Source organism: Antarcticibacterium arcticum, from assembly GCF_007993795.1.
GTDB classification, from domain to species: Bacteria; Bacteroidota; Bacteroidia; order Flavobacteriales; family Flavobacteriaceae; genus Gillisia; species Gillisia arctica.
Map to the genome: position 1 here is coordinate 3,190,333 of NZ_CP042476.1, position 18,343 is coordinate 3,208,675.

Annotated in this window: 12 protein-coding genes; 8 read left to right on the forward strand and 4 right to left on the reverse strand. The window is 39.0% G+C overall.

From position 1 onward, the window contains the following. Nucleotides 1–78: 78 nt before the first annotated feature. From FK178_RS14440 to FK178_RS14450, 3 genes are read right to left on the reverse strand one after another with little or no spacing between them, the layout of a single operon-like run. The gene (locus tag FK178_RS14440; RefSeq protein WP_146836811.1) at nt 79–1,698 is read right to left on the reverse strand and encodes an OmpA family protein; all 1,620 of its coding nucleotides are present in this window, start codon (nt 1,696–1,698) and stop codon (nt 79–81) included. A 13-nt stretch (nt 1,699–1,711) separates the two neighbouring features. Continuing rightward, nucleotides 1,712–2,653, reverse strand: a complete 942-nt coding sequence (locus tag FK178_RS14445) for a PorP/SprF family type IX secretion system membrane protein (RefSeq protein ID WP_146836814.1) — start codon at nt 2,651–2,653, stop codon at nt 1,712–1,714. A gap of 23 nt (nt 2,654–2,676) precedes the next feature. Next, the gene (locus FK178_RS14450; protein WP_146836817.1) at nt 2,677–8,781 is read right to left on the reverse strand and encodes a T9SS type B sorting domain-containing protein; all 6,105 of its coding nucleotides are present in this window, start codon (nt 8,779–8,781) and stop codon (nt 2,677–2,679) included. 284 nt (nt 8,782–9,065) lie between these two features. Here FK178_RS14450 and FK178_RS14455 point away from each other — a divergent pair, with 284 nt between their 5' ends. The 8 genes from FK178_RS14455 (at nt 9,066) to FK178_RS14490 (ending at nt 16,957) form a co-directional block, all read left to right on the forward strand. Then, on the forward strand, nt 9,066–9,947 hold the full coding sequence (locus FK178_RS14455) for a tetratricopeptide repeat protein (protein ID WP_146836820.1): 882 nt from the start codon (nt 9,066–9,068) through the stop codon (nt 9,945–9,947). Between the two features lie 64 nt (nt 9,948–10,011). After that, on the forward strand, nt 10,012–11,364 hold the full coding sequence (locus FK178_RS14460; protein ID WP_146836823.1) for a UDP-N-acetylmuramate--L-alanine ligase: 1,353 nt from the start codon (nt 10,012–10,014) through the stop codon (nt 11,362–11,364). Between the two features lie 80 nt (nt 11,365–11,444). Next, nucleotides 11,445–12,143, forward strand: a complete 699-nt coding sequence (gene radC, locus FK178_RS14465) for a RadC family protein (protein WP_146836826.1) — start codon at nt 11,445–11,447, stop codon at nt 12,141–12,143. Between the two features lie 11 nt (nt 12,144–12,154). Next, complete coding sequence (locus FK178_RS14470) at nt 12,155–13,444, forward strand: DUF7033 domain-containing protein (protein WP_146836829.1); 1,290 nt, start codon at nt 12,155–12,157, stop codon at nt 13,442–13,444. Further along, complete coding sequence (locus tag FK178_RS14475) at nt 13,431–14,120, forward strand: YjjG family noncanonical pyrimidine nucleotidase (protein WP_146836832.1); 690 nt, start codon at nt 13,431–13,433, stop codon at nt 14,118–14,120. Before FK178_RS14470 ends, FK178_RS14475 begins: the two co-directional genes overlap by 14 nt. A gap of 114 nt (nt 14,121–14,234) precedes the next feature. Beyond that, nucleotides 14,235–14,717: a hypothetical protein gene (locus tag FK178_RS14480; protein WP_146836835.1), complete on the forward strand. Its 483-nt coding sequence runs from the start codon at nt 14,235–14,237 to the stop codon at nt 14,715–14,717. 3 nt (nt 14,718–14,720) lie between these two features. Next, a complete protein-coding gene (locus FK178_RS14485) occupies nt 14,721–16,121 on the forward strand; it encodes a DUF5723 family protein (protein ID WP_240793850.1) in 1,401 nt (466 codons plus the stop codon). Then, the gene (locus FK178_RS14490; RefSeq protein WP_146836838.1) at nt 16,121–16,957 is read left to right on the forward strand and encodes a hypothetical protein; all 837 of its coding nucleotides are present in this window, start codon (nt 16,121–16,123) and stop codon (nt 16,955–16,957) included. Before FK178_RS14485 ends, FK178_RS14490 begins: the two co-directional genes overlap by 1 nt. Here FK178_RS14490 and FK178_RS14495 read toward each other — a convergent pair. Continuing rightward, the gene (locus FK178_RS14495; RefSeq protein WP_146836841.1) at nt 16,954–18,228 is read right to left on the reverse strand and encodes a replication-associated recombination protein A; all 1,275 of its coding nucleotides are present in this window, start codon (nt 18,226–18,228) and stop codon (nt 16,954–16,956) included. The two genes, FK178_RS14490 and FK178_RS14495, sit on opposite strands and share 4 nt — an antisense overlap. Nucleotides 18,229–18,343 lie beyond the last annotated feature (115 nt).

The window sequence follows — 18,343 nt, forward strand, 5'->3', positions numbered from 1 at the left end:
TTTTTACGTGTCTATTAAAATCAAAAAAGCCCCGGTTTCCCGGGGCTTTTTCTTTGGTTGGTTAGTTAGTTGCAAACCTTAATTCATTATTGTGAACTCACTACGTCTGTTCTTGGCGTATTGCGCGCTGGTACAGCCTGTAGGTCGTGTACAATCATTTAATGGCATTGATTCACCAAATCCTTTAGAGGTTAAACGATCTCTTTCTATTCCCTGGCTTACAAGGTATTCAAGAGTCGCTGCTGCACGCCTTTCTGAAAGAGCCATGTTGTAGCTGTCCGTTCCTCTGGCATCTGCGTGAGATCCTATTTCAATCTCAAGAGTTGGGTATTTCTTCATAATGTCTACCACTTTATTAAGAGTAACTTTAGACTCTTCTTTAATGGTAGATTTATCAAAGTCGAAATAAATATTTCCAACATCTCTCAATTGCTGTCTTCCGGTTTCGGTATTGGTTTCTCTTTCCTCAATTGCAACAACTGGAGGAGTGTAATCTTCTCTTGAGAAGCTGTATAAATTATCTGTACCTCTTCTGTTGGAAGCAAACCATCCTTCATTTTGACCTTCACGAATTACAAAAGCGAAATCATCATTGGCACTGTTAATTGAAGTTCCAAGGTTTTTTACTTCTGAAAAATTCCCTTCGGTGCTGTAGATATCAAGATTTCCAAATCCCTGGTGTCCATCTGAAGAAAAGTATAAAACGTTCTCTTCACTAATAAAAGGGAATTGTTCTCTGTGAGCAGTATTCACCCCAGGACCAAGGTTTCTTGGAGTACCATATGTACCATCTTCATTAATGTCTACTACATACAAGTCAAAAGATCCTAATGAACCCGGCATATCACTCGCAAAGTATAACTGTTTCCCATCTGCACTCAGGCTTGGGTGTTCAGTTGAATACTCATCACTTGTAAAAGGCAGTGCCTCAATATTTGTCCAGTTACCATCTACGTTTTGAGCACGGTAAATTCTAATGTGTGCTACCCTCTCGTCATCCTCATTTTTCACTCTTTTATCATTGGTACGATCAAAATACATTGTCATTCCGTCCTGGCTAAAAGTAGCTGAACTCTCGTGAGTGTCTGTATTGATCGCTCCGGGAAAAAGAACGATGTTTGATAACTGTCCGTCATCATCCACGTCTGCAGTGTAAAGATCCAGCATTGGCTTTTTGTTCCATGGATAAATAGGTCTTTCCATATTCCTTGTTGAGGAAAAAGTAACCTTATCTCCATAATAACCAATTCCAAAATCAGCGGCCGCTGCATTGTTCATTACCTGATTAGTGGTATAAACATGAGATACAGTTGTGTCCATTTCCTTGCGGAACTCTTCGAAATTAAAGTCCTCTCCGTGATATTCACTGAAGTACTTATCTGCTTCTGTAGGATTGTTGGCTCCCATTAAAGCATGTGCATACCTGAATTTGTACTGAGGTTCAACTTCTGCAGCATGTCTAAGAAAAAGTACCTGGTAAACCTCGGCAGCATTTTCCATTTGATTGGTATAGAAATATGCGTCACCTAAATTCTGAAGCACTTTCTTGTCCTTGTTTGATACTTTCTCATAAGCATCGGCAGCATCGATATATGCTCTCTGAGCAAAAAACCGGTCACCTTTTTTAATTTCAGAGCTTTGTGCAAACCCTGAAAAACTTATAAGGATTATTAAAATTGTACTATATAAATTTTTCATATTGTCTCTGGTTTTAGAAGAATCTTGGTGATTTGTCATATCCTTTAGATAATCCGAACAAGTCCAGATCAAATAACAAAAGGAATTCGTGTGTACCATCATTATAGTTACTAAGATTGGAAGTAGTATAATCATAGGCATAACCCACTCTTAATCCCGGAGTCACGGCGAAATTCACCAATCCGGTTACCGAGTCTCCAAATCTATAACCCACACCAGCTTCAAGCCTGTTAAACATTAATACATTGGCAGTAATGTCAACAGATAGAGGAGCTCCCTGAACACCTCTTGCCATAAAGGCCGGTTTCAGTTTAAAATCAGGATTTAGATCAAATACATAACCACCGGTAAGGAAGTAATGGATATTTTCTTCACCAAGTCCTCTTAAACCCTGCTCATTTTCTAAATGTTTCGCAGTAAAAAGGTTAGGAGCGGAAAGACCTAAATAATGATTATCACCAAACCAGAATGCACCAACTCCAAACACAGGGAAAACTTCGCTTATGTTTTGGAATGCCGGGTCATTAGGCTGGTTTGTTTCCAGCCTGGTTAAATCCCCGTCAAAAGTTGTTAGTCCACCTTTTACACCAAAAGATAACTTGTTGTTATTCTCATCCAATGGAAGCACGTAGGCGAAATCGGCCGTGATATTATTTTCTTTAATAATATCACCAATTTCATCGTGAACAATAGATAAACCAACTTCAACACGTTCGCTTAGGGGTGTGTGGGCGAAGAAACTGGCGGTTTTTGGAGCACCGTCAATTCCTACCCATTGAGATCTGTAAATACCACCCAGGTTAAGCATACCGGGATTATCGGTCGCATAAGCGGGGTTGATTACACTCATATTATACATATACTGAGTGTAAAGAGGGTCTTGTTGGGACATACCTTTAATAGAGAAAAGGATAATGCCTGTAAAGATTAGATATTTTATTATTGTGTTTTTCATTTCTTTCTATGTTTATCCTTTAATTATCTACTTAAGTAAAGTTTACCCTGAACAGGGGACGTTTGTCCATCGTTGTAATTCAAGATGTAGAAGTAAACACCTGCAGGTAAAACTTTGTCACCTAAAGTTGTAGACTGGTTCGAAACACCATCCCAATCTGGAGTTCTTGCATTTCCTTTGAACACTACATTACCCCATCTGTTAAAGATCTCGATAGTATAGTTAGGATAATCTTCAGCAATATCCGGGATTACGAAACGGTCGTTGATATTATCTCCGTTTGGAGAGAACCCTTCAGGAATTCCGCAGAAACCAACTTCAACTGCAATAAGACGTCTCTCTGAGCTTTCACAACCTGTAGTGTTGGTTGCAGTCGCATAATAATTAACGCCGTTTTGAAGAGCTGTGGAGGTCGCAAGTGCAGTTCCACCTGTAGCAGAAGAATAAATTCTAATGCCATCACCATTAAGGTTATCTATAAGATCCTGAACAGTTGGATTGTCGTTTCTACAAAACTCGTTTCCTTCCGGCTGAATGGTTGGAGAAACAGAATCGTTAATGGTAACAGTTACCATTACAGCATCTGAAGTTTCACATACAGAATCCCCGGTTGAAGAAACCACATAATAAACAGCTCCGTCCAGTAGGATTGTTGTAGGATCAGCTTCAGTTTCAAGATCTGCATCAAGATACCAAATCAGACCTTCACCAGTTGCAACCAGGTCAGCTACCGTAGCGTCATCAACTTCACAGAAAGCCTGTGCAGCATCAGCTACCGGTGCGGTCGCGGTTGTTTCAAGTACAGTAATTGTAATAGTTGCGCTATCAGTTCCTATTGCACAATCAGCAGCTCCATCAACAGTATAGGTAATAACAAATTCACCTAAACCTGCATTGGAAGGATTAAACACTCCATTTGCATAAGGAGCACTAAAAGATCCTGTCATTAAGGCATCATCACCTAGTAAAGTGTTAAGCTGAATGTTCTCGTTTTGGTCAAGACAATAAGTAACAGTTACGTCACCACCTGCATTTGCCGGTGCCGGAGCAACAACATTAATGGTAAAGGTAGCAGTAAAGTTACCGGTTGAACAAACAGACTCATCATCTTCAACTTCATAAGTAATCTCAGTTTCACCTAATTCTGCATTAGAAGGATCAAACATTCCATCGGTTAATCCACTAAATGTTCCATTGGTAGATGCAAATGCACTTAGGTAATCAAATAAGTTAACCGGTCCTTCTGTAGCACAGAAAGTAAGGTTCATATCAGCTCCTGCGTCATTAGCCTCAAGAACAGTTATAGTAAGAACGGCAGAATCTGCACAGTCTCCCTCACCCAAAGTATAGATTGTAGTAAAGTCACCATAGTTGCTTACCATGTTATACTGATTTATCAAGGCATTTATGCTAGGCTCAAATGTTCCGTTTGTTGAAACACCTTCATCTAATAATCCTAAGAAAAGGTTTCTTACACCATTGGTGCTAAGGTTCCTCACGTCAGAATTACAAACTTCTCTGGAATTATCTGCTCCTGCATCAAAACTGCTTTCTGAAACTGTTACTGTAAATTCAGTGGAAGCAGTTCCGGTTAAACAAGTTGTTGGGTCCTCTTCGCTTACTGTATAAGTAATCGTGAAAACACCTTCTGCCGAAACATCCAATAATCCGTTCTCAAGTTCACCATCTTCTGTAGAAAAAGTTCCACCCCGAGTGTTATCGTCAGTAAGCCTGTCAAAAAGGTTGATATTACCTTCGGCAAGACATACATCAATATTCGTAATTTCACCGGTCGTAGCTTCTTCCTCAGCAACTATCCTTGCGGTTAACTGAACTGTTGTAACACAATTTCCGACAGTAACAGAATAGGTAGTAGTGAAATCACCTAAACCATCAGCATCATTTTGGTACATCTGTGCAATTTGCGCAGGAGTTGGATTTAAAGTTCCATTTGTTGGTACTCCCGCAGGAAGTAATGCCACAAAGAATTTTCTTATTTCATCGTTACTTGGGAAAGTTGCCTGAACATCAGATTCACATACAATTCCTGGAGCCGGATTCTCTAAAGTGATCCCATCAGTTACTGTTATTGTGAATTGCGTACTCGCTGTTCCTTCCACACAGGCATCACCTTGATCTTCAGACACAGTATAAGTTACTGTGAATTCTCCCATTTGAGAAACATCAAATAGACCATCTACTATTTCACCATCCTCATCAGAGAAAATTCCTCCAGAAGTATTAGCATCGGTTAGGCGGTCATATAAATTGATAGTTCCATCTGCAGAACAAACCTGGAAATCTTCAATTTCTCCTGTAGTCGCTTCTGTAACATCATTAATAGTTAAAGAGATCAATACTGAATCCTCACCACATTCATTTGAAACGCTATAAGTAGTTTCAAAAGTTTGAGAAGGAGTAGGATTGTTTAAATAAGCGGCAATTTGACCGGCTATAACATTTAAGGCCGGTGAAAATTCTCCATCAAGATCTTCAATTCCATTTTCAGTAAGAGCATCATTGAAAAGGTCCATTGCGGCCTGAGGATTTGTAAGCATCGCCTCAACATCAGTGATACACATTTCCATTACGATTGGCTCTCCTAATTCAACTGAACCTTCTACAGTAATGGTAAAAGTTGTGGAATCTGTACTTCCTTCGATTACGCAATTTGCGCTGTCATCAACATTATAAGTAATTTCATATGATCCAGGTCCAATAGAAGGATCAAAATTTCCATCAGCATCTACACCTTCACCGCTAAAAGTTCCACCAGTTGTGGCATCATCACTTAAACGGTCTGCTAAAACTATAAGTTCTTCACTATCGCAATCAACTGTGAAATCTTCTATAGTTCCGGCGTTGGCTTCTTCAGCAGCAACAATTCTCACTGTTAGTTCTACAGATGTTTGGCAATCTCCATCACCAAAAGTATAGGTAGTGGTAAAATCTCCGAGACCATCTTCATCGGCCTGGTATTCTTGTACCAGTTGTGAGGCAGTTGGATCAAGTGTTCCGTTAGTTGGGAAACCGGCTTGTTGAGCGATGGCAATATAGAATTTTCTAACTTCATCAACACTAGGGAAAGTAGCCTGTACATCGCTTTCACATACAATAGCAGGTGCAGGGCTTTCCGCCATGAATCCTTCACTTACCGTTAAAGTAAATGTGGTCGAGTCATCTTCACCTTCGGTACAATTCTCATCACTTGCTGTAACAGTATAAGTAATTTCGAATTCTCCAACCTGAGAAACATCAAATAAACCGTTTTCAATTACACCATCCTCATCAGAGAAAGTTCCACCAGCGTCATTGTTATCGCCTAATAAAGTATTAAGGTCAAAAAGAGTTGCACTGGAACAAACGGGAGCGGGATTTATAGGTCCTGCATTAGGAGCTACGGTATCATTTATGGTTAAAGAGATCAATACTGAATCCTCACCACATTCATTTGAAACGCTATAAGTAGTTTCAAAAGTTTGAGAAGGAGTAGGATTGTTTAAATAAGCGGCAATTTGACCGGCTATAACATTTAAGGCCGGTGAAAATTCTCCATCAAGATCTTCAATTCCATTTTCAGTAAGAGCATCATTGAAAAGGTCCATTGCGGCCTGAGGATTTGTAAGCATCGCCTCAACATCAGTGATACACATTTCCATTACGATTGGCTCTCCTAATTCAAATGAACCTTCTACAGTAATGGTAAAAGTTGTGGAATCTGTACTTCCTTCGATTACGCAATTTGCGCTGTCATCAACATTATAAGTAATTTCATATGATCCAGGTCCAATAGAAGGATCAAAATTTCCATCAGCATCTACACCTTCACCGCTAAAAGTTCCACCAGTTGTGGCATCATCACTTAAACGGTCTGCTAAAACTATAAGTTCTTCACTATCGCAATCAACTGTGAAATCTTCTATAGTTCCGGCGTTGGCTTCTTCAGCAGCAACAATTCTCACTGTTAGTTCTACAGATGTTTGGCAATCTCCATCACCAAAAGTATAGGTAGTGGTAAAATCTCCGAGACCATCTTCATCGGCCTGGTATTCTTGTACCAGTTGTGAGGCAGTTGGATCAAGTGTTCCGTTAGTTGGGAAACCGGCTTGTTGAGCGATGGCAATATAGAATTTTCTAACTTCATCAACACTAGGGAAAGTAGCCTGTACATCGCTTTCACATACAATAGCAGGTGCAGGGCTTTCTGCCATGAATCCTTCACTTACCGTTAAAGTAAATGTGGTCGAGTCATCTTCACCTTCGGTACAATTCTCATCACTTGCTGTAACAGTATAAGTAATTTCGAATTCTCCAACCTGAGAAACATCAAATAAACCGTTTTCAACTACACCATCCTCATCAGAGAAAGTTCCACCAGCATCATTGTTATCACCTAATAAAGTATTAAGGTCAAAAAGAGTTGCACTGGAACAAACCGGAGCAGGATTTATAGGTCCTGCGTTTGGTTCTTCAGTATTATTTATAGTTAAAGTAATATCTACCGACTCTTCTCCACAATTTGTGGTTACAGTGTAAGTTGTATTAAATGTTGCGGGTGCAGTTGGATTACTGTTTATGTAAGCATAAATTTCGCTACCTACAACCTCCTCTGAAGGTTCAAAAGTCCCATCAAAATTGCTAATTCCATTTTCTTCAAGGATATTTTGAAAGAAAGCTTCTGCTTGAGAAGGGTCAGAAAATAATGCCTGTACCTCTGTAATACACATTTCCATTACAATAGGTTGTCCCAATTCTTCTGTTCCCTGAACTGTTATGGTAAAGGTGGTAGAATCTGAAGTTCCTTCCATAACGCAATCTGCATTGTCATCTACAGTGTAGGTGATGGTATATGTTCCAGGTCCTATGGCAGGATCAAAGTTTCCTTCTTCATTAACACCCTCACCGGTAAAAGTTCCACCGGTGGTAGCATCTTCACTTAAAATAGAATCATCGAGAATAACGATCTCTTCATCTTCACATTCTACAACAATATCTTCTATGGTTCCAGCATTTGCTTCTTCCTCTGCTACAATAGTGATTGTTATTTCCACGCTAGATTCACAGCCATCTACACCAACAGTGTATGTAGTTGTAAAATCTCCAAGACCATCTTCATCATTTTGATATATTTGAGCAATTTCCTCAGCAGTTGGATTAAAAGTTCCGTTTGTAGGAGTTCCTTCCGGAAGCAGGCTTAAGTAAAAATTCTCTATTGATTCAAAATCAGGGAAAGTTTCCTGTACATCAGACTCACAAACAATCCCTGTTGCAGGCTCTCCCAGATCAACTGGCCCTTGAACTACTACAGTTACTTCAAACCTGTTTCTACTTTCACATGGAGGCTCATTTCTGTCATCTCGGTTAACAATCTGGCTAACGTAATAAGTTTCACCATCAATTAACTCTGTTGAGCTCGATAGGGGCGGTTGTGATGTAGCAGTACTATACCATCTAAATCCCTGAGTATATTCACTTGTGGCCTGAGCTTCAAGATCTGCAACCGTAGCTCCTTCACAAAATGTTTGTGTAGGCTCGGCTGTAGGGGCAGGAGCAAATACCGGGTCATAACGAATTGCAACCCTGCTTGTTGGGCAACCTGTGTCTTCATTTCTTTGACCTGCATAATAGCTCTCGCCAATATTAAGAGGTGTGCTTGAAGGAAGTGGATCTCCGCTGAATTGTTCTGCATAAATCTCAACCTGAAAACCATCAATGTTATTGATTAGGTCCTGAACTGTTTTAACATCGGCACCAGTGCTTCCGTAAACACAAGGAGCAAAGATGTTTCCAAATTGTGGTTCCGGAGCACCCGCGTTATCAACGGTTACACTAACGGCAGTCCTTGTTGTACAAGTCCCGGAAGCATTTCCGGCAAAATAAGTCCGGGTTTCAAGAAGTTCATTTTCAGGTATAGGATTTACAGACGTTGCTGTACGATACCATCTTACGGCATCACCATTGGCAGTCGCCTCTAGGTCAGAAACCGTAGCCAGGTAACAAAAATCCTGAGTCGTATCAGCTACGGTGGGGCAGTTCTCCTGAGCAAAGGAGGAGAAACTGGTGGTTAATAAAATAAGGGCAAAAAGGATCATAGGTAGTCCTTTCTTTCCTAAAGTAAAATTTCGCATAGGCTAGGTGTTAAATTTGACATTAATAAAATTTGTTGTGAGGTAGCCATTATAGGCTACGCAAATATTGCAATAATTTTCAACAATAGCGGTGCATTTAAGCATTAATTTAACAAACACTACCAAAGTAGTTAATGTTTAGTTAATTCACAAAACATTTATCCCAATAAAGGGAAATCTGCTTAAAATGGAAGACCGTAATCCTCATCAAAATTAACCCTTCTGGCTGTGAGATAAATGTTTCCCAAATGGGAGTATTATAAATTAATTTTCTTTCTATTTGTATGAAATTCTACCCCGTTATATTACTGTTGTTGGGAAGCTATTTTGCTCAGGCTCAAGCTGCACTTACCACTGCCCACGGCCATTTACAGGCCAACGAAACTTACCAGGCCAAAGCAGTTCTTACTACACATCTGGAGTCCCATCCTAATGACCTGAAAGCTATTTCCTTATTAGGGGATATCGCAATATTTGAAAATAAATATGATGCAGCCCTTTCCCATTATAAATATTTACTTGCCTCAAATGCTGAAAGTGCCGATTACAATTTCAAATATGGCGGCGCATTGGGTCTTAAAGCGTTAAATGTTTCCAAAATACAGGCGATGGTGTATGTTCCTGAGATTAAAAAGTATCTCGAAAAAGCTGCCGAACTTGACCCCACTCATATAAAATCCAGACGGGCTCTAGTGGAATTATACCTGCAATTACCAGGTATTTTTGGGGGTAGTATTACAAAAGCACGGCTATATGCCGGGGAGTTGAAAAAAGTGAGTGCACTTCAAGCCGCCATTTCGCAGGGATTTATTATGAAGGAAAGTGGCACTGAGGAGGAGGCGAAATTGCAATTTAAAAAGGCCTTTTCTCTTATGAAATCCCCCGATTCAAATCCAGAAAATAATTATCTCAATTATGAAATGGGCAAAATCGCTGCTGAAAATAATATAGAACCATTAAAAGGTTTGAAGTTTCTGGATTTTTATATTACAAATTATAATTACAGAGATATACATACCCTGGAATGGGCCTACTACAGAAAAGCCCAGATCCAAACCCACCTAAGGAATAAACTCGCAGCTCAAAAATTAATCAATAAGGCCCTCAGTTTACGGGAAAATTTTGAGGAGGCAAGATTGGAAAAAAAGAAGATTCAGCAGCTTTGAAGTATTTAAAAACTCAATGCAATTTGGGATTCTAATTATTTATATTTGCCCAAATTTAGATATAATGAAGCTTCATTTTATAGCGATTGGAGGTAGTGCTATGCATAATCTCGCCATTGCCTTGCAGGAAAAAGGTTATTACATTACGGGAAGTGACGATGCTATCTATGAGCCATCCCGCTCGCGCCTTGCAAAACAATCGCTTCTCCCTGCTGAAATGGGGTGGTTTCCAGAAAAAATCGACGCTACAATTGATGCAGTTGTTTTGGGGATGCACGCACGTGAGAATAATCCCGAAATTCTTAAAGCGCAAGAGCTTGGAATAAAAATATATTCTTATCCTGAATTTCTTTTTGAACAGTCAAAAAACAAGACCAGGGTTGTAATTGCAGGTTCTCACGGTAAAACTACGGTTACGTCTATGATCCTGCATGTCCTCAATTATAATGATAGACAAGTGGATTATATGGTAGGGGCCCAGCTGGAAGGTTTTGAGAATATGGTGCATCTTACAGAGGAGAATGATTTTATTTTATTGGAAGGGGATGAATATTTATCTTCTGCCATAGATCGTCGTCCCAAATTTCATTTATACCGGCCTAATATCGCATTGCTTACCGGGATTGCCTGGGATCATATAAACGTATTTCCAACATTCGAAAATTATGTGGACCAATTCAGGATCTTCATAGATTCAATTGTAAGTGGGGGAATACTGGTATATAATGAGGAAGATAAAGAACTCACTAAACTGGTTGAAGAAACAACAAATCAAATTAGAAAACACCCATATTCTACGCCAGATTATAAAATCCAAAATGGTATAACGGTTTTGGATACCCCAGAGGGCGACTTAACCCTGGAAATTTTAGGATCACATAATATGAGCAACCTAGCCGGCGCAAAATGGATATGCCAGCATATGGGAGTAGATGAAGACGATTTTTATGAAGCTATGGCAAGTTTCAGGGGAGCGTCCAAACGGCTTGAAAAAATTGTTGAAGAGGGAAACACCCTCGTATACAAAGATTTCGCCCATAGTCCTTCCAAAGTAACAGCAACTACCCGCGCAGTAAGGGAGCAATATCCACTTAGAAAACTATATGCCTGCCTTGAGCTCCATACCTTCAGCAGTCTTTCACCTCAATTTTTAAGTCAGTATAAGAAGACTCTGGATCTTGCAGATGAGACCGTTGTGTTTTATTCTGCAGAAGCCCTAGAGCAAAAAAAGATGGCGCCAATCTCAGAAGAGTCTATAAGAAATGCTTTCCAAAATGAAGGATTAAAAGTAATTACAGATGCCACCGAACTTCAACAATACCTGGAGCAGCTTAAGTATGAAAATTCCGTGGTGCTGCTTATGAGTAGTGGAACCTTTGGAGGTCTTGATTTTGAACAGATTAAAACATGGATCTAATAATAATTTTATGAAGGTTTTGGGTTTTTAGAATTATTTTTTTCAACCCGGTTTTTTATCTTTAACAGTAAAGCAGCTGTATGGATAATGAAAAAAAGCCTTTTTCTATTAAAAATTGGGCTTCAGGAGACCAGCCAAGAGAAAAGCTTATCTCTAAAGGAAAATTGGCACTTAGTGATGCCGAGCTTATCGCAATCCTTATTGGCACAGGTAACACCAAAGAAAGCGCAGTAGAACTCAGCAAAAGAATACTTTCAAGTACCGGGAACAATTTAAATCATTTGGGAAAGCTATCCCTCCAGCAACTTACCAACTTTAAAGGAATTGGTGAAGCAAAAGCGGTAAGCATTATTGCGGCTATGGAACTTGGGCGTCGGCGTAGAACTGAGGAAGCTGTAGAAAAAGTTAAGATCACTTCAAGCAATTCTGTTTTTGAGTTACTTCAACCTTTAATAGGCGAGCTGGATCACGAGGAATTCTGGATCCTGTATTTGAATAACTCCAATAAGATCATTGAAAAATTTCAGATAAGTAAAGGCGGTATAACAGGAACTTTGGTAGATGTACGTATCACCCTGAGAAAGGCGCTTGAACTTGGTGCGGTTTCTATAATCCTTGCCCACAATCATCCTTCAGGAAATTTAAATCCCAGTGAGGCAGATAAGCAACTCACCAAAAAACTAAAGTCTGCCAGTGAAAGTCTGGATATAAAAGTGCTTGACCATCTTATAGTGACTGAAAAATCCTATTTTAGCTTTGCCGATGAAGGGTTGTTATAATTACACATAAGATGCTTTTAATATATACTCCCAAAGTTACTTCCCGCATAATATATGTTTTTAAACATGTGTGTACACATATTTTGGGCCTTGATCTTAAATTCACAACCAAGATTGAAGAATTTATTGCGCATGAAGACGTCAAATTTTCCTACGGAAGAAAACGTTTGGGGAATGAGCTTTTTGTGCAGAATGTAGATCTGCTCCTGGAACAGGGATTAAGTGATTTGGACATTAAGGTCCAGAACTGGGAAGACACCAAATGCTTTTTTGCGGTTTCAGAGAATAGTGACTTGCCATATGATATTTTTGCGGCATCTTTTTTCCTTCTTTCCAGATACGAAGAATATTTACCCCACGTAAAAGATGATTTTGGAAGGTTTCCTTCTTCTGAAAGTCTTGCCTATAAAAAAGGATTTTTAAAGCAACCCGTTGTAGATATTTGGGCATATAAATTTAAAAGGCTTTTAAAGGACAGGTTTCCTAATATAGAATTCAGGACCAGGAACTATCAAACCGTGAATATAATATCTGTAAGTCATGTATTTAACTTTAAAAATAAAGGCTTCTTAAGAAGCCTTACCGGTACAGTTCTGGATTTGGTTAACTTAAAATTCTCACGGGTGAGGGACAGGTTTAAGGTACTGCTTAAGTTAAAAAAGGATCCTTATAACATATTTGATGAACTTATATATTTTATAAAAGAATATAAGACCAAAATGGTTTTTATGTTTCAGCTAAGCGATTATAATTCATACGATAAGAACATTAATTATAACCGCCAGAATTATAGTTCTATAATAAAATATGTTGCAGATTATTCACAGGTTGGGCTCAGACTTGGTTATTTTGCAGTTTTGGAAGAGGATGTTTTAAAAAGGGAAAAAAAGCGATTTGAAAATATAATCCATGGCCCCTTGCAAAATGTCATTAATCCTAAATACAACCTTATGCTACCATTGCATTATGGGTATCTAAATGAACTTGAAATTCCAAACGATTTCTCTATGGGTTTTCCGGAATCCATAGGTTTTAGGGCTGGCACAGGAACTTCCTTTTTATTTTATGATATTAATATGGAAGTTACCACTCCCCTTACAATTCATCCCTACGTGTTTCATACCCAACTATGCCACACTGGAAATGCGGTTGACGTTGAAAAGACCATTCAAGTTCTTATTTCTGAATTAAAAAAAGTTGATGGTACATTTCGTGCAGTTTTTAAGAACAGGGATTTTTCTGAATATTCTAACCCGGCCTATTTCTACTCATTATTAAAACAGATCAATGAAATTCAGTAATATTCAACATATTTACTTTGATCTTGATCATACCCTGTGGGATTTTGACAAAAACTCGGCACTTACCTTTGAAGTTATCTTTAAAAAGGAAAAACTTGAAATTGACCTGGCTTGCTTTCTTAAAGCATATGTACCAATAAATGAAAATTACTGGAGGCTTTACCGGGAAGATCAAATCTCAAAAGAGTCCCTGCGTACAGGCAGGCTAAAAGATTGTTTTGAGGTACTTAATGTTCCGGTTACTCCTGTAACAATCGAAAATTTGTCCAATCGCTATATAGAATTTTTACCTGGCTTCAGTAATTTGCTTGAAGATACTATTGAAGTACTTCAATATCTTACCTCAAAGTATAAATTGCACATTATTACCAATGGGTTTGAGGAAGTGCAAAACACAAAATTGGTTAATTCCCAAATTTCCGAATTTTTTAATACCGTAACAACATCAGAAGAAGCCGGGGTGAAGAAACCGCATCCTTTAATTTTCAATAAAGCGATGGAGAAATCCAATGCTAGTCCAGCCAATAGTCTTATGATTGGTGATAGTTATGAGGCCGATATTTTGGGAGCGCAGAGAGCCGGCATGCAATCCTTGTTTTTTGATTATTACCGAAAGGAGCCGGACTCGCAAACTCCTCGAATTCAAAAGTTAAAAGAGTTGCTGGATTGTTTATAGCAATAAAGAATTCTTAACTTCGTTTCCCTAAAAGGAATCAATCCCGCTATGCGCATTAAAACTATTCTTTATCTGGCCTTAGCCTTCCTATTCTTCATGGGGAATGTTTCGTGTATGAAAGATATAGATTTTGATCAGGCTGGTGAAATTACGATGCAGCCGGAGATCCAAACAGATCTTTTAATATTTGAGATTGACCAGAAAGATTTTGTAGATCCTGTAACCAATCGCTTAAAACAAGTAATAAGGGATACGGTACGCCTGGAATTTCTTGATGACAGTTATATTCAAAATGACCTTGAGCAGGTAGAATTTAGTTTTAAATACCGCAATGCTTTTTCCCAGGGTTTTTTCAATAAAATTTCTTTTCTTTCAGAAAATAATGCACTTCAACACCAGGTTTCTTTTTATATTGGGGGAGGATCTGCCGGGAATCCCGCGGTAACCGAAAAAATTGAATTGATAGGGCCGGAGAGGATTCAAATTATAAAAAGATCTATTAAAATGGTAGTTGAAATAGAAGTGCTGCCCAATAATGAGCCATTTACAGGAAAACTCAATTTTGAATCTAAGGGATTGTTCTCTTTTCAATTTTAGCGCATGAGATTATTTTTTACTCTGGCGGTTTTTTTAATAATATCTAATAGCCAGGGCCAAAATAAACAACTTCTTTATAACGTCAACGGGTTACCTCAAACCCTGTTGCTTAACCCGGGTGCAAATATAGATTTTGATGGTCACAAAGGGATTCCTTTTTTTTCCGGGATTCACTTTGCAATTGGCTCCTCGGGCGTTACCGCTTATGATGTCTTTGAAGATTCCCCTAACATCAATCAGCGCATCACAAATACCATGCGGCGGCTTACTCATAAGGATTATTTTACCCTTCATCAACAACTGGAGATCTTTTCCCTGGGCTGGAAATGGGGAAGGGATAAATATATTTCCACAGGAATATATCAGGAAGCAGATGCTTTTTCATACTTTCCGAAGGATCCTGCAATTCTGGCCAGAGAAGGAAACAACGATTACATTGGCGTGCCCTTCGATTTTTCTCACGTATCTTTTACAGGCGAGGTTTTAACGGTATATCACATTGGTCTTAACCGGAAAATGGATGACCGCATTACGGTGGGCGCCAGGCTAAAACTTTACTCCGGAATTTTTAATGTGGAAAGTGTAAATAATACCGGAACATTTTTAACTATTAACACTCCTGATGGCCCTAATTATTATCGCCATTTTGCCAATGATGTGGATATAAGGGTGAACACCTCCGGCTTTGCTTCCCTTCAAGATAATAATACTACCGTGCAGGAGGCGACTAAAGACCTCATAGGAAGGGCGTTTTTTGGAGGAAATGTGGGAGTGGGGGTAGATATGGGGGGTACTTATAAAGTAAGAGATAATATTGTAATAAGCGGCTCTGTACAGGATCTGGGTCTAATGTGGCAACGAGATGATGTGGAGAACTACACTTATAAAGGAAGTTACCAAACAGATGGTCTTGAGCCCCTTTTTCCCGAGTTGGGGCCAGATGGTAAAGCTATTCCATATTGGGATATCTTTGAAGATGATATAGACCGAAATCTGGTAGATGAAACCTTGCAGGAATCTTATGTAACCTGGCGGCCATTTAAAATGAATGCGGCCGTAGAGTTTATCTTTGGAGAAACATTTATACCCTGCGATTACAGGGTTGAAACCAATAGAAAACATCACAGCAAACTGGGTGTTCACCTTTTTGGTATTAAAAGGCCCAAGGATGTTAAATATGCGCTTACCACCTATTATGACAGGAAATTTAATTCTAACTTCAGAATGAAAGTTTCCTATACACTGGATGATTATTCCTATACCAATGTTGGATTGCTGCTTTCTACACGGTTCAAAAGTTTTAATTTTTACCTTGCAGCCGATAATTTAATTGGCTATTTTAACCTTGCCAAATCCAATTATCAATCGTTACAACTTGGGTTCCAATTTATACTAAATAAATAATGAAAAAATTTATCACCTTCATAATTCTGTTTGCGGGTATATATATATCAAAGGCTCAGGATCTTAATGCTTACCGATATGTAATTGTGCCCGAAAAATTTGAATTCCTAAAAGAAGCGGATCAATACCAGTTAAATTCGCTTGCAAAATTCCTGTTTGAAAAACATGGTTTTGAAGCCTTTATAGAAGGGGAGGAGATGCCCTTGGAATTTGTACAAAACAGGTGTGAGGGACTATTAGCCAATGTGGCCAATGAGTCGGGATTATTTCGAACCCGTCTTATTTTAACTCTCAAAGATTGTAACAATAGGGTAGTGTATACTTCTCCTGAAGGAACCAGTGCGGAAAAGGATTTTCAAACCGCGTATCATGAGGCGCTGCGCAATGCATTCAGTCCTCTTGGAAACCTTAATTATAATTATAGAGAGACCATAGTTTCGGGAAGACCCGAAATTAACCGAATTCCGGAAACTGAAACCCCCAAAAAGGAGGTTTCAGAAAAAGTTGATATTAGTCCGCATGCTGAAGTAAGGGTCAATCCTAAACCTGTAGTAAAACCAACTGTAGATAACGCTCAGGCAGGCAATTTTAATTTCACAAAAGGAGATAATTTGTTCTTCCTTGAAAAAACCTCAAACGGCTATAGTTTCTTCCAAAAGGGAATGGCTGAACCCTTTGCAGCGCTCATTCAAACTTCTACAGGGAATAATTTTATTTATTCTTCAATTACTTCAAAAGGAATGGCGTATTTTGATGAAAATGGGAATCTTGTAGTAGAGGTGCTCAATCCCCAATCAAATACCCTTGAAACTGTACTTTATAAGGCGCAGCCTTAATAACCATATTTGTTTTTCCAGCGTTTTTTTAAAAACTCCCGCTGGGCCTGCTCCCGTTGATTATTTCCCGGGGAATATAAGGTGGTATTTTTTATTTCCTCGGGTAGGAACTCTGCATCTGCGAAGTTGTTCTCATAATTATGGGCATACTGGTAGTTATCTCCATATCCCAGGTCCTTCATTAATTTGGTTGGGGCGTTTCTTATAGACAGTGGTACCGGCAGGTTTCCTGTTTTCTTTACCAGACTTTGAGCCTGATTTATTGCCATATATGAAGCGTTACTTTTTGGCGATGTTGCCAGGTAGATCACACACTGGCTTAAAATTATTCTGGATTCAGGAAATCCTATAGTGGTTACTGCCTGGAAGGTGTTGTTGGCTATAACCAAAGCAGTAGGATTTGCATTACCTATATCTTCACTCGCCAGAATAAGAAGACGGCGGGCTATAAACTTCACATCTTCCCCTCCCTCAATCATTCTTGCCAACCAATATACGGCTGCATTGGGGTCACTGCCACGTATAGACTTTATAAATGCCGAAACTATGTCATAATGCTGTTCACCTGTCTTGTCATACAAAACAGTGTTTTGCTGAACCTGTTCCAGCACCATCTCATTGGTGATTTTTACAGGGGATTCAGCTGAAGTTACCAGCAATTCAAAAATGTTCAACAGTTTCCTGGCATCCCCCCCGCTTAATCGAAGCAGGGCTTCGGTTTCATTAAGAATAACCTCTTTTTGTTTTATATAAGGATCTTCCTTCATAGCTCTGTGCAACAAAGCAATCAGGTCTTCTTTTGTAAATGGTTTAAGTATATAAACCTGGCAACGGGATAAGAGGGCAGAGATCACTTCAAAACTGGGATTTTCAGTAGTGGCTCCAATTAAGGTTACCCAGCCTTTTTCAACAGCACCCAGCAATGAATCCTGTTGGGATTTACTAAAGCGGTGAATCTCATCTATGAATAAAATAGGATTTTTGGTGGTAAAAAGACCATCGTTCTTTTTAGCCCGGTCAATTACATCCCTCACATCTTTCACGCCGCTGCTTACTGCACTTAAGGTGTAAAAAGGCCTTCCGCTCTCTGTAGCTATAATGTTGGCAAGTGTGGTTTTTCCCACGCCCGGAGGTCCCCACAGAATTAATGAGGGAATAGTACCGGTTTTAATTTGCCGGTGCAAAGCTCCTTTAGGTCCAATTAAATGTTGCTGACTTAAATAGTCTTCAATCTTCTTTGGTCTTAACCGTTCTGCCAATGGTTCATTCATATTACAAAGGTATGTATTAGCATAGAATTTTTTGACAGGGAATTATTTTTGATATTCCCAATTGCCATTTTGTCGGGGAAAATTTTATAGCACGGGTTTTGCCTTTATATACTTC